The organism is Marichromatium bheemlicum (genome assembly GCF_012276755.1).
In the GTDB taxonomy this organism is placed as follows: Bacteria; Pseudomonadota; Gammaproteobacteria; order Chromatiales; family Chromatiaceae; genus Marichromatium; species Marichromatium bheemlicum.
The window spans coordinates 1-13,964 of the sequence record NZ_JAAXKX010000012.1; the positions used below are offsets into that span (position 1 = coordinate 1).

A 13,964-nucleotide genomic window follows, 5' to 3' on the forward strand; every position below is an offset into this window, starting at 1 on the left:
TAGCAAGCTCCACCAAGCCGATCCCGCCCTGGCCGCGCGCTTCAGTACGGCAGTCGATGGCTCACAGGGTCTGCTGCGTGTTCAAGTCAACGGCATACCGGATTCTCTGACCCGCCAATTGATGCTTGCTCTGGCACGTGCAGCTGAGCAGGCTGGGCTACCCTCCGCTTTGGTCAACCGTATTCAGGCCGCCGCCAGCCCCGACGCGCGCATGGATCACGTCATCGAGCTGGTCGGCGAGGTCAAGGATGGCTGGTCTGAGAGGGGGGGGCGCGGGCTGTTGATCGAACTCGACGAGCTCGGCAAGCTCTTGGAGTTCGAAGCGCACGGCGCCGGTCGGCACGAGATCCATCTCCTCCAGCTCTTGGCGGAAAAGGCTGCCGAGCCGAGCGATGCGCCGCTGTGTATTCTGGTAATGCTGCACCAGGCCTTCGAGCATTACAGCGCGCGTCTCGGCAAGACCCTGCGTGACGAATGGAAGAAGGTGCAGGGCCGATTCAGTGCCATCGCTTTTCTCGAACCCGCCGAGCAATCCTTGCGCGTTGCTGCTGCCGCCTTCAATCGTAGCGCCGATCTGGGCGAAGATCTCGAGGCCGAAATCTTCGAGTTCGCCACTCGGTTGACCGAGTGCTCGGCCCTACCGCTGGGGCTCGATCTGGCTGCAGCCAGCACGCTGTTCGAAGCTTGCTATCCGCTGCATCCAACCACACTGCTGATCCTCCCGGTCTTGTGCCAGCGCGTCGCCCAGAACGAGCGTACCCTGTTCTCCTATCTGGCCAGTACCGAGCGCTTCGGCCTCGCCCGTCGGCTCCAAGAGCTGCGCCCCGGTGACTGGGTCGGCCCCTGGGAGCTTTACGATTACTTCATTCTTAACCAGGCAGGCGGATTCTCCGACCCGCTGACCTATCATCGCTGGGTTGAGGTCATCACCGCCTTGGAGCGCTATGACGGCAATGCCGACAGCAGCGGTGACGACCCGGCGGTGCGGCTGCTCAAGACCATCGGTCTGCTGAATCTCGTCGGTGCTCAACGTGGTCTCAAGGCATCCAAAAACGTCCTCCAGCTGCTCTTCGGTGACGAACTCGACGGGTTGTTGGCAGCGCTGCAATCGGCCTCCATCATTCATTTTCGCGGCTACGCTCAGGAGTACCGCGTCTGGCAAGGCAGCGATTTCGACCTGCACGCTGCCTTGGAACAGGCCACTGCGGAGCAGAGTGGTCGGCTGTTGCCGGATACCCTCAACGCGCTTGCTCCCTTGCCGCCCGTGGTTGCGCGCCGGGCTAGCATTCAGACCGGTACTCTGCGCAGCTTCCAAGTCCAGTTCACCTCCACCGAGCGTTGGCCGCCAGCCAACACGGACGCGGAGCTGAGCCTATGGCTCTATTTGGCCGAGCCGGGTGAGTGCCCCGACTTGAGCGACGCGCCCGATCAGACAGTGGTCGCGATCTGCCGATCTACCGAGCATCTACGCGAGCTGGTGGCCGAGTGGCAGGCCCTAGTCGATCTGCCTAGACAGCATGCCCAGCTCCAGCAAGACCCCGTCGCTAAGCGTGAGCATCAAGCCTGGCTCGAGAACGCCGAGGCGGAGGCCATTGGTGCCATTCGCGCGCTGTTGGAATCACCCGAGCAGCTGCGCTGGTATTTCGGCGGGGAGCATCGACCGATCCAGAGTCGGCGCATGCTGCAATCTCAGCTCTCGGACTGGGTGACGAGCCATTGTTTTCCGCTCACCCCGATTATTCGCAACGAGCTTATCAATCGCGAGCGTCCATCCCCCTCGGCTAGCACTGCGCGCAAAAAATTGGTGGCCGCCATGCTCTCGGTGGCCGATCGTGACGGTCTCGGCATCGCCAAAAGTCCGGCAGAAAAGAGCCTCTACCTCTCTCTGCTACGCGAGAGCCGCCTCCACCGGCCAGACGTCGACGGCCGCTGGGACTTTCGGCCACCAGAGCCGCTGCACGACCCTTGCAACATTCGTCCAGCCTGGAGTGCGATTCACCAGGCTCTTGGCGATGCCGGGCAGCGGCAGGTGCCGGTCCCCGAGCTCTACCGGATTCTGCAAGCGCCGCCGCTGGGGATGCGGCTCGGGGTGCTGCCTATCCTCATCATCACTTATCTGATCGCACACCGCCGCGAGATCGCCTTGTATCAAGAAGGCGCCTTTAGCGAGCGGCTTAGCATCGCCCAAGCCGAGCTACTGTGTCGTCGGCCGGCGCTCTTCGCCGTCGAGCGGTTCGAGCTGAGAGGGCTGCGCGGCGAGTTATTCCAGCGCTACCTCGGCTCCATCGTCGGAAGGCTGACCGAGGATGCCACACTCCTGGATATTGTCCGGCCGCTGATGCGCTTCGCCCAGCAACTGCCCGAATACAGCCTGCATTGCAGTGGTCTCAGTGCAGATGCCGAGCGTGTGCGCGCCGTCTTCCGCCAGGCCAAGAGCCCTGGGCAAATGCTCTTCACAGACCTGCCGCGTGCTTGTGGCTTCGATCCCAAAAGCCTTTTCGCGGGCGATACCGACACAGCCAAGGGTGAAGAGAGCGGTTCCTTGAGCAGCGCTGCGGTGGAACCCTTCATCGCTCGCCTCATCGCTGTGCTGCGCGAGCTCAACGGCGCTTATCCGGCGCTGCTCGAGCATTGGCACCATCGCATCGGTCAGGCGCTGCTGCAGCGCACCGAGGTCGACGACCTTGGCGCCACTCGTGCGGCCTTGGCCGTACGCTATCAAGGACTGGATCGCTATGCTGCTCAACAAGGGACGGCGGGCGCTTTCATTCGCCGTCTGTGCGAGACCCAGCATCAGGATCACCAGGCCTGGCTGGAATCGGTCATGACCTTGTTGGCTAAGGTCCCGCCAACCAAGTGGCGTGAGCCCCATCGGATCAACGCTGAGCTGCGGCTCGACGAAATGGCCGTCCAGCTCGCCGATCTCGAGGTGCTGTGCCAGAGTCTACCGGCTGCAGAGCTGGATGGTCCGGATGCAGCCAATACTTTCCTGTTTAAGCTCGTTCGCCCGGGTGGCGCCGAGCGCCGCCATCTGGTGCGGCTGGATGCACGCCAGCGCCAAGCGGCCGATGCTGCAGCCGAGGACCTGGAAGCAAAGCTGACAGGGCTGGATGCGGTAACGCGCGTGGCGGTACTGGCGAAGCTGATGGAAAGTTTTGCCTCAGATGAGTCGTCGGTGCCCATGACGCAAACCACAGATGGAGAAGCCCGCGATGACTGACACCACGGACAAGCCTACTCGACATCTGCTTGGCCTCTCCGGAGGCAAGGACAGCTCCGCGCTCGCGATCTATCTGCGCGATCGGGTGCCGGAGATGGAGTATTTCTTCGCAGATACCGGCGCCGAGCTTCCCGAAACTCTGGAGTACGTTGACCTCTTGGAAGACTACTTGGGTAAGCCTATTGTGAAGCTGAATGCGGAGCGTGATTTTGAGTATTACCTAAAGTTAAATGGAAACTTTCTTCCAACAACTAAGACTAGGTGGTGTACATCTGAGCTGAAAATCAGGCCGTTCGAAGAGTATGTGGGTAACGATGATGCTATTACCTACGTCGCAATTCGCGCGGACGAAGCGCACCGTAAGGGGTACCTGTCGACTAAGCCTAATATCTCTGCGCGCTATCCCTTTATTGAGGATGGTAAAAATAAAGAGGATATTATGGATATCCTTGAGCAATCAGGTTTAGGTATGCCTGGATATTATGATTGGGGGAGGAGTCGGTCAGGTTGCTACTTTTGTTTCTTCCAACAAAAAGTTGAGTGGGTACATTTGGCTGAAAAGTACCCAGAACTTTTTGCTAAAGCAAAAGAATATGAGCAAAGACATAAGGAAGAAGGTCGCATGCAGACATGGTCTCAAGGAGAATACTTGGAAGATATCTGGGCTCGTCGCGCCAAGATTCTTGAGGAGGCGGCTCAACGTAAGCGAGAGGAATCAAAAAAGCACAAAAAGAAGCTCATCGATGTTGTAAATCCTGACGAAATTCCTTGTCTGCATTGTTTTCTCTAATCAATATAATCTGCTGCGCCTCAGTGTTTAGTGTGAATGTGCAGGTAACCTGAAAAAGCTGATTTTTAAAACGGACGACTGGAAAGTAGCGCTTTCTATTGGCGGTTTTATTAGCTGCTGCTGTCGGATTTGATCGGCGTCGATCTCAAGGAGAGTGTCATGGATATAGTTGAGCGCTTCGCCGCGATTAACGCCAAGCCAAGCGGCGATACGGTTAAGCCTCATAAACCCCTGCTTTTGCTGATTGCTCTTTCCAGGGTATGGCGAAGAAAACCTCGTCTTTCGCCATTTACTGAATATGAGGAGGAGCTTAAGTCATTTCAGGACTTGTTCGGTAACCTCGTTGCGATATATCCGTTTGGAAGGCTTGTCTCTGATGGTATATGGGAAGTTACTGATTGGGAATTATTGACGCGTAATAATTCCGGTGATTTAGTGAAAGCGGATTTGGTTTTAAAAGGCGCTCTCGGTGGGCTTACGCAAGAGATTTACGAGCGTATTTTAAGTGACGATGCGTTAATCAAAAATATTACAAGCAATCTGCTCGAAAAGTTTTTGCCGGTTGAGTTTCACGAGGAAATTTTTAGGCGGCTCGGGTTCTCCAAGATGCGAACGGTATATCGTATCTCTGAATCGTCTGTAGAAGCAACTTTTTCATTTTCCGAGTCGGGAGCCTCTGAGGGGCAGGGTGAATATGGAAAAAGTATGAAGAAGGATAGCGAATTTATTGTTTACCTGAACTCCCTTCACAGCATTCGCGCGATCGGTGCAAACGCCCTCGCGGAGTCTCAGGCGATCAATCCATTTTTCGGCGATCTTTACGAACCGTTTCCGCTGTCGAAGTCTTTGAAAGACCTGCTCCGTGATCAGACGCCGCGTGTGGTGATCCTGAGCGGCCATGCCGGCGATGGCAAGTCTACGGTTGCTCTAGACGTCTATAAGGCACTGCATCGCTTGGACCCGAAGGAGCCGCTGAAAGCGCCGCTTCGTGAGCGGGAAGAGATCCCGGTCGGCTCGCACTCTGTCACTATCGTCAAGGACATGAGTGAGCTGAGCGGCGCGCAGCGGCAGGATTGGTTGCGCGAGGCCTTTGCCGAGGGATCGGGGAGCTGGCTCATCGTCAGCAACACCGGACCAGGGCTATCGCATCAAGCACCCCTAATATTCGATTACGCTAATATTAGATATAATTCAAAGCGATAGGGGGTTCTGCACTCGTTGCTTAAGACGAGGTTTCGCCGAGGGCTCGCTTCTTGGCGCCATGATCAAGACGAAGCCTCGCTCCAGTTGCGGATCTTGTCTTGCACAGTCCGAGATCTTTCGTGGGAATAAGGACGGAGTTTCGATGCACGATGGCGACAATAGACTGATATCAAAAGATATTGGCATCTTATAATATTAGAGATCCTTGATGCGATAGCCCTGCACCGGACCTTTGCTGCACAGCTTGCGTCAATATGCCAAGGGTCGCGGGCGGCCCCAGGTAGAGGACGACATCCTCGAGCAGCTGGATTTGCCTCTGAACGCCGAGCATCTCGAGCAGCATGTCCTCGACGGCTTCGAGAAGCCCCTAATGATCCTGAACCTGAGCCGGTTCGACAATACCGAGCTTGGCGCGCGTTTGCTCAGGCGACTCGTCGACCATCCAGGCTGGCAAGGTTGCGACGGCTGCACCGCATACCACACGCCCTGTCCGATCCGCCTAAATCGCCAAGCACTGCTCGACGTCGGCGAACTGGCCGAGCAACGGCTGCGTTGGCTTTACAGGCGTATTAGCGAGTATGAGCAGCGGTTGACGCTACGCCAGATCGTCGCTCAGCTTGCCTTTTCCCTCACGGGCGGAATGAGCTGTGCATTGGCCAAGGCCGCCATCGACCAGAGTAGTGCGGAAGGAATCGCCCGTGGGACCGAGGCCCTGGGGGACATCGTCTTCAGCGAAGGCTTCTTTGGCTACCGTGGTGGCCGTCCCTTTCCTGACGCTCAAGGGCTGCGGGCCGTGGAGCTGGCGCATCGCATGCATTTCGGTGGTCCGGTGAGTCCTGTCTACGAGCGTCGGTTGCTGGCAAAGACCGCCGAGGCGTGGCCGCAGCTCCCCGAGTCGTTGCTCCACCTTGCCGAGACATGGCGAAAATCGGGCAATAGTCCGCCGCGGCGTGCGGCATTGCGTCGCATGTTGCTGTTGTTCGGCCGTGCCCGTCCCGGTAAAGAGGACGACATGAATGCATTTGTCGACGCTCTGCTGCGTTCGCCGGGGCTGCGAGTATTGGACGACTCGCGTCAGCAAGGGCGACTGGCAATGAGCCGAATCGAGGTTGGCTCGCGGCGCAATGCCTGTTTGGACGTGTTGCGTGAAGCTTTTTCCGGTTTTACTGCCAGTCAGTTCGGCCCACGCGACGATGACCTCTATATGACCCTGCGGCGACCCGATCGGGCCGTGGTGCAGCCGACCCAGTTGGTCGTCGGTAGCCTGTCTTTCAAGGATTTCGACCTCGACTATGATCCGGTCGCACGGCTGCCCGTACTGACCTACAGGCGAGGCCGTCGACACGCGCCGGTCGAACTTCGGCTCTCGCTGCCGCTGCTGGACTACATCCTGCGTCGGGCCGACGGCGAGTTGGGAGCGGCCCTGGACCCTATCCACCAGGCGCAGCTAGACGGCTTCCAAGCGAAACTCCTGCATCTGGACGATGCCCGCTCGCGCCAAGAAGGCGAGATCACCTTGCTGCGAGCTGATATCAGCGGGTCTGTGGAGGTGTATAGCTATATCCTCGATAAGGACGCGAATGGCAAACCGCAGCGACTGGTGATGCAGAGATGAGTCAACGTTTTCCTTATAACGACACCAGCACCGATGGTGCAGATAATCCGGCGATACAGATCTATGGGCGCAGGTTTTACAAGGACCAAACGCCGGTTGAGTACTTGGCAGAGTTTCTGTTGGTCTTTGCCTCGCCGAAAGGGCCCAGTCCTGATTTAAGTGAGGACGAGGGCGAGCGTCCATGCGTATTTAGCTTCAGTGTTGGAGATGGGGCAGCTCCAGTCGAATATTGGCCAAAAGACCGTGTGGCGTTAAAGCTCTTTGCGTTCTTTCCAACTTCGAAATTAGATACTAGGCATGACGCCCATCAAAAGGCTTACTCAGAAGCATTAAGTAAGCTAGCGCAGGCTATTAAAGCGGGGGAGGTAGAAAAAAACGAAGCGATCCGTCTTTTGCAAAGCCTATTTGCAGGATTTGTTGGAGTTGCGAAAACGCGAACGTGGGTGACACAAAGTTTTCTACCTGTATCCGATGCTCTGCTCGCTCGCGAGGTTACATGGAAACATCCTGAAGCACTTAAGAATAAGGATGGAAAAGATGAGGCTTCCTGGGAGGAGATGTGTGCCTATTTCGACCGTGGGACGCACAATTTCATGGGGCGTGGCGGTGAGCTGCTTTTTATGCAGCTTGCCCATTTGTTTCATTGCTTACCTAAAGAAAAGATGGGCGATCTCCTGCCGGCTCAGGTTAGTGAATCCGCGAAGCGCTTGAAGGTTTGTGAGGTTAGGGATGTATTAGAAGATTCTCTGCAAAGGCTTTTGACAGAGTCAATCGGTCCGGTTGGAGAATTGGCGCGTTTTTGTGAAGAGTTGCTTTGCGATTACCAGCTTTTTGGTAAAGATAGTGCCCTCAAGAAGGATTCTTCTAATAGGCTTGGGTGGGTTCCGGTGTCAACAATTCCGGAAGCTGCGTTATTTGCAATAGAAGCCTACCATATAGTGATAGCGGAATTGAGCCCGCTGGAAAAGATTGAGCGTCTGCAAACGCTTTGTTTGATGCAGGTTCTTAGAAGCCTGTGCTTTAATGCTGTCCGTTATCTGCGGGAGGCTGTCTCAGATGAGTCTGGTGACGATTTTAAAGTTCCAGGCACGCAGGGTGATTACAGTTGGATATGCGCAAATCCGACAGTAAGTTCCACGCATGCGTCGGGAAAAATGGCGCAAAGATCGATGGAGAATATCGAGAGTATTCTCTATCGCGTAATTCGTTTGCCAGATTTTTCTCATGACCTGCAAAAAGTTGGGGAAAAGAAGGTTAGTCAGGCGCTTAAAAATGGTGATGATAACTGCTTTCGCTTGTTCCGCAAAATTGGTAAAGATCTAGGGCTTGTAGTTCCTCGAGTAGGCAAGGGACAACGCTTCGTCCTTCCGCCGCATCTACTGCACTTTCTTGTGATTGCAATAATCGAGCCCGGTGGCCGAATCCCCCTCGACACTTTCTACGAGCGTGTTTTCGCGCACTACGGCATTGCACTCGGTCCTCGGCAGCTTGCGGCAGCGCTAGCGGGACAAGGTCAAAATGGCGCCGCCCATCATGAGTACGCGGTTGCTGCCGATACGCGCTGGATCGAAGAGACCCTGCGACAGGGAGACTTCCTGGTAGAGCTGTCGGATGCGGTGAGCATCGTGCGCAACCCGACGGCACGTGCGGCGCTAGCCTGATTAGTGCGATCCACGGTCATAACGAAAATAGAAGACAGGAAGGAGACGACGGATGAATCTCTTCGTCGAGGCGTTGGCCAATCACATCATCTCCACCTGGGATGACGGGCTCAAAAGCGAAGGTGCAAGTGAGGTCCGGTTCATTCTGCAGAGTCTGGGCCCGGTCGAGACGCTGTCTCTCTTTGAGACGCTGGATGCGCACGCCAAGAAAGACTATGACCCAGGCACTACGGGCTGTTTCTTCCGCGCCGCAACTGGGCTTTGGAATGCTTGGCAAGAGGCTTCCGGGGGCGCAGATGCCGCTATCCAGGGGCTCGAGGCCCAGGGGTGGATCGACAAGCAGGATCAGCTTACGAAGTACCGTAATTTGCTTGCCAAGGATGAGGGTAAGGCATCCCTGGTCGTGGTCCTGGTGGGCCTGAATCACGCAACGGATCAGGGAGGACTCGCCGACTTCCATGTGGTCGATGAGCAGCGCATTGCTCAAGCGTTTGGTGGGGGGTTCCGCCCTTGGATTGGGCGTATCGCCGAGCGCCTTGGTCTGACGCCGAGTGATGGGCAGGTCAAGAATTTTGATGAGCTGCTACGCACCCTGAGCCAGCTGCGACCGATGCAGTTAGGTCGGTTGGCGAGTTTTCTCGAGCCGATGATTCAGGAGGGAGATTGCTTCGGTCTGGATGAGTTTCGGACCCGCGTGCTGCAGGCCCTCCCAGCATGGGATATTCCCCCCTTGCTGCCGGATGCCTCGGGCACCGTGCCAAGCGGCAAAGAGGCGGTGAAGGCATTAAAGGATGCGGAGGCCTTCATTTCGCACGTCGGTTACAAGACGCGTGCGAAGCAGCAGCGCGACTTTGGGAAACTCGAAAAGGCGATCAATGAGCCCGACTTCACTTTGCCGACTAGGGCTAACGGCGCTAAAGAATTCGATAATAAGAATGACTATCTGAATTGCCTGCGTATCTTTATCGAACGTGCCGATCCAGATGCCCGAGAGCGACTGCTTCGGGTCGATGCCATGCCAATCGTCAAGGCGCTTCGCCGCAAGGGAGACAGTTCCGGATCCACGTCTTCAAAGGAAAAGGTCAAGGCATTCGACGATCTGAGCTTGTTCGCCTTCCTTCAAGCCTTGTGGGATGCGTTGCTCGACTTCGAGAAGTCGCTCGCGAATGACGAGCACATCGATGAGCTGTTGGGCGACATGCGCATCACCCTCGTCACACTGGAGCACGACTGTCGCGATAGTGGCAACGACGGTGGTGCGAACGCAGCGGCCCAAAAACTTTTGGCTGGACTGCTTGGCGGTCTCGAAGAACGTTTGAGCGAGATTGCCGAGAACTTGTCTGAGCGTTGGCAGCGCCAGATTGCGATTGACTGTGAGCCGGATGACGGAGGGCTTAAGGTCCAACCTGTCAGGGGGAGCAAACGTCCTAGCCTGCTGTTCCGCGTCAGTATCGCTGATATCAATCATACGCTTCGGGTCGAGGACAAGCCCTATCGCTGGTTCCTCGACGCCACTCAGCCCGAGCGCGTTCGTCACTTCTGCATCGAGAAGACGAAGCGCGAGCGCAAGAAGCTCGGTGTCGACGGGCAGCGGCTGCTGCCCGCATTTCGCGTCGGTAAGGTGCATCTGACCGCCCTGTTCTATGCCGCCGACGCCGAAGAGGGCAACCGCCTAGTCGCCAATGCCATGCAAGATATGACCTTGATGGATCTGCTGGAGGGCTTGCGGGAGTTCGGTCTGGATCCAGAGCTGCAGTCCCCGCTTGAGACATTTGTCGAGCGCTATTGGAAGTGGCTGGATGCGACCCTCGAGAAAGGTTATTACCGGGCACTCGCTCAATATGAGCCGCCGCTTCGACAAGCCTATACGGCTCTGTGCACGAAGCTGCTGGATACGGGGCTGGCTGGAGCGCGCGACCTGCTGCACCGGGTCTACAAGGCATTCCTATTGGTTGACGATTCGGTTCAGCCCAGCGATTCCTATCTCGCTTACTGCGCAGCATGGGGGCTGAGTCCGGCGGTCTTGGAGCTGAGTCAGGCACAGACTTGCTTTCTGCGCGACTACTTCCCGGAGGCATTGGACGAGCTTGCAGAGCGCGGTGTGCCACATGGCAAAAAGGTGTTCGAGCGCCTGCTGGGTCTAGCGCGCATGCAGCGGCCGGTGACGGCTCTTGTGAAAAACAGCACTGGCGCGCTGACGACGCGGACCCGAGGCATGGGGCTGTTGCACTGTGTGGGCGAGGTGGAGTCAGATGCCAAGAGTCTGGCGGTGCAGACCCTCTTGAAGGAAGAGGACGAAGGCGACGAGGAGGAGGAGCTGACGCGCATGCTGAGGCCCTGCGCGGAGCAGCAGATCGTGCTGCGAGTGCTGAAACTCTACGCCGAGCTGCACGACTACGCCGCAGACGGGCTGCGTATCCTGGCGGTGAACGTGGCCGACCTTTCGATGATTCTGCTGGGGGTCGAGCAATATCTGAAGGGCGTCTGTGAAGACCATCCGGATTATCCGCCGTTCGAGTGTACCTTGATGGTGTATTCCAGTGCCGCATCACCACTCGCCATGGAGAACCGGCTCTCGCGCTGGCGCGAACGGGTGGTGGAGGCTTGCAAGGAGAGCGAACGACCCTTGCTGCTGACGGTGGGGCATCGCTACGCGCCTCGCGAGAAGTTAGCCGAGCAGGTGAGCAAGGAGCGGCATGGCTATGATTTGGCATTCCTTTTCCACTTCCTGCGCGCGGATATGGAAGGCAAGATCGAGGCCGCTCCGGCGTTTGACGGGTCGTCCGACGCGGCGTCGAGCATCTTCCCGATCTCTGAGTATCCGCGTCCCATCCAGGAGGATCAGCCGGACCGGCGCGAGATGCTGCTCAGCAACCGCCGTCTCATGGTGCAGACACATCACGCGGATCTCTCCGCGCGCCTGCACTACCAAGGGGACCAGGCGGAGCACCACCTCGTGTTGGGGCAGGTGAGCTTCAATGGCTGGTCGGAGTCCGTCAAGGCACTGCACAAGCAGGCGCAGTGGGTCGCCTGCATCGATCCCTTCGTCGACAAGCGGCTGCTGGGCCCGCGTCGCTCGGCTGCGGGGGGGGCGGTTGGCTCGTGGCGCAAGATCGTCGGTTTCGAATCCGGCGTCGGCGATTATGGCGAACTGAACCTGACCATCTCGACCGAGCAGGACACCCTCGAGCGCCTGATGCAGCGGGTTGCGGGCGAGCTGAGTGTGCTTCTACCACATGCGCCCGAGGCGGCGAGCAGTCAGGCCGCCGCGCGCATCGTTGCGCAGGCTGAGAAGATCGCCGGGCTGGCCTCGCTGCGGGCTGTGCTCGGCGAGGGTGAACAGATCCGCGAGGTGGTCGGCTATGGTGCGATCAAGCGCATGCTAGAGACCGGCGATGTGCTGATCTCGCAGCTGCTGCCGCTCGATGCCATGCGAAACTGGATTGCGGCGCCAGGCCCTCAGAACGAATACCGTCCGGACCTCTTGCAGCTGTCCTTGGCCTTGACCGACGAGGGCATGCCGCATATCCAAGCTACCGTGATTGAATGCAAGGTAGCAGCCCGAAACCAGGTTCATACCGCCAAGGCACTGCGGCAGGTGCGCAGCGGCTTGTTCCAGCTGAGTCGGGTGTTGGCGCCGCGCTGCAAGCTGTTCGCCGGGTTGACCTTCGACCGCCGCTATTGGTGGGCCCAGCTCCAGCGTGCCATTGCGTCGCGCAGTGAGGTGAGGCTCTCGGCGGACGATTGGACGCGGCTCAATGCCGCCCTTGAGCGTGTCGCCGAGGGTCAGTACCTCATCTCCTGGCGGGGCATGGTCTTCACCTTCTGGTCGGATGTCGCGGGTCCGGAGCCGGAGGTGATCCCTCATCAGCTCACCGAGCAGATGGTGCCGACCTCGGTCGAAGTGCCGGAGGGTTTCTGCATCGAGCAGGTGGTCTTGGGGTATCAGGGGCTGACGAATTTGTTCGCGACCAGCGAAGTATCGGAGGCGCTCAAGGTCAAGCCGACCTCGCCGCCGATCTGTATCCGCTACAACGCTGTCACCACTTCACCCTCGCGCGAGGTCGCACCGCCGGAAGACATGATGCCGCCGGAGCTTGCCGAGCCGCAGGATGAGGAGATGCCAGTGGATGCCGACCAACCGAGTGGGGATCAGGCGACGGTCGCAGTGCAGCCACAGGATGGCTCATTGGACGGGGCGCGTCCTGCTGGTTCCGAGCCGGTCGTTGCCAAGACGGGGGCGGTTGAGACGCAATCAGTAGGGCAGTCCGATCCTGGCGTCGAGCAAACCAAAGACGATGCGAGGGCGGTAGGCACCGTGGACGCGACCGATGGTGGGATCGCAGCTACGCCGGCGTCAGGGGTGCCGGACCGGATCCTCATCGGGACGCGCACGAATGGCGAGCCAGTCTATTGGTATTTCGGGCATCCCAAGCTGCTCAATCGGCACCTGCTGGTGTTCGGCAACTCGGGAACCGGCAAGACTTACGGGATTCAGTGCCTGCTGGGGGAGATGGCGGTCGCTGGTATGCGCTCGCTGATCGTGGATTACACGGATGGTTTTCTGCCAGCACAGATGGAGCAGCGTTTCCAGGAAGTTGCGCGACCGAAAAGCCACTTCGTCATTACGGAGCGGCTGCCGATCAATCCCTTTCGGCGGCAGCGGCGGAGCATCGATCCGTCATTGCCCGTGATCGAAGAGAACAACTATCAGATCGCCTCGCGCATTGCGAGTATCTTCGAGTCGGTCTACGCAGTTGGTGAGCAGCAGCGCGCGGCGTTGAGCCGTTCCTTGCAAAAGGGGTTGGACATGGGAGCGTCATTCTCGCTCGATGCGCTGTTGTCGCTTTTGAGAAACGACGGCTCGGAGGGGGGAACGCTCGCGAGCAAGATTGAGCCCTTCGTTCAAGCTCAGCCGTTTCGGGGCGCTTCGGAGTCGGCGTGGGAAGAGCTGCTCGGTGCGCCCGATCACGGCGTGCATGTCCTGCAGCTCGGCGGATTGTCGCGCAAGATCCAGCGCATGGTCACGGAGTTCGTGCTGTGGGACCTTTGGGATTATGCCCAGAACGCCGGCAATAAGGATCGTCCGCTACCGATCGTGCTCGATGAGATCCAAAACCTGGACCATCGCAGCGATTCGCCGATCGACAAGATGTTGCGCGAGGGGCGGAAATTTGGTGTTGCGCTGATGTTGGCGACACAGACGACGAGCAACTTCAAAGCCGAGCAGCGCGATCGCTTGTTCCAGGCTGGGCATAAGCTGTTCTTCAAACCCGCGGATACCGAGATCGACCGCTTCGCCGATATCCTTTCGAAGACAACGTCTGGTGTGAGCCGGCCCGATTGGGCGGACCGGCTGGCACGTTTGGATAAGGGGCAATGCTGGTCGCTAGGTCCCGCTCTGCAAGCCGACGGTACCTTCAAGCAGGTCGCCACGCTGGTCAAGGTCACGGCGCTCGAGCAGCGTTTCTAAAG

The 13,964-nt window shown here is 58.1% G+C and carries 6 protein-coding genes; all 6 read left to right on the top strand.

The window, feature by feature from the left end:
* The coding region (locus HF203_RS09505) for a hypothetical protein (protein ID WP_168669032.1) at positions 1-3,220 on the top strand (3,220 nt) is incomplete at its 5' end.
* Entirely contained in the window at positions 3,213-4,010 is a 798-nt protein-coding gene (locus tag HF203_RS09510) for a phosphoadenosine phosphosulfate reductase domain-containing protein (RefSeq protein ID WP_168669034.1), read from the top strand. The genes HF203_RS09505 and HF203_RS09510, both read left to right, overlap by 8 nt.
* Positions 4,011-4,169: 159 nt before the next feature.
* On the top strand, positions 4,170-5,213 hold the full coding sequence (locus HF203_RS09515) for a phosphorothioated DNA-binding restriction endonuclease family protein (protein WP_168669036.1): 1,044 nt from the start codon (positions 4,170-4,172) through the stop codon (positions 5,211-5,213).
* A 232-nt stretch (positions 5,214-5,445) separates the two neighbouring features.
* Positions 5,446-6,828 carry a hypothetical protein gene (locus HF203_RS09520; RefSeq protein ID WP_168669038.1) on the top strand — a complete coding sequence of 461 codons (1,383 nt, stop codon included), beginning with the start codon at positions 5,446-5,448 and terminating at the stop codon, positions 6,826-6,828.
* Positions 6,825-8,489 (top strand): hypothetical protein, encoded by a 1,665-nt coding sequence (locus tag HF203_RS09525; protein WP_168669040.1) that lies wholly within the window; start codon positions 6,825-6,827, stop codon positions 8,487-8,489. The genes HF203_RS09520 and HF203_RS09525 overlap by 4 nt, the downstream gene beginning before the upstream one ends.
* A 52-nt stretch (positions 8,490-8,541) precedes the next feature.
* Entirely contained in the window at positions 8,542-13,962 is a 5,421-nt protein-coding gene (locus tag HF203_RS09530) for an ATP-binding protein (protein WP_246221723.1), read from the top strand.
* Positions 13,963-13,964: the final 2 nt, after the last annotated feature.

Excerpts from the sequence above, each read along its gene's own strand:
- HF203_RS09510 (WP_168669034.1), top strand. The coding sequence starts at position 3,213 with ATGACTGACACCACGGACAAGCCTACTCGACATCTGCTTGGCCTCTCC.
- HF203_RS09515 (WP_168669036.1), top strand. The coding sequence starts at position 4,170 with ATGGATATAGTTGAGCGCTTCGCCGCGATTAACGCCAAGCCAAGCGGC.
- HF203_RS09525 (WP_168669040.1), top strand. The coding sequence starts at position 6,825 with ATGAGTCAACGTTTTCCTTATAACGACACCAGCACCGATGGTGCAGAT.
- HF203_RS09530 (WP_246221723.1), top strand. The coding sequence starts at position 8,542 with ATGAATCTCTTCGTCGAGGCGTTGGCCAATCACATCATCTCCACCTGG.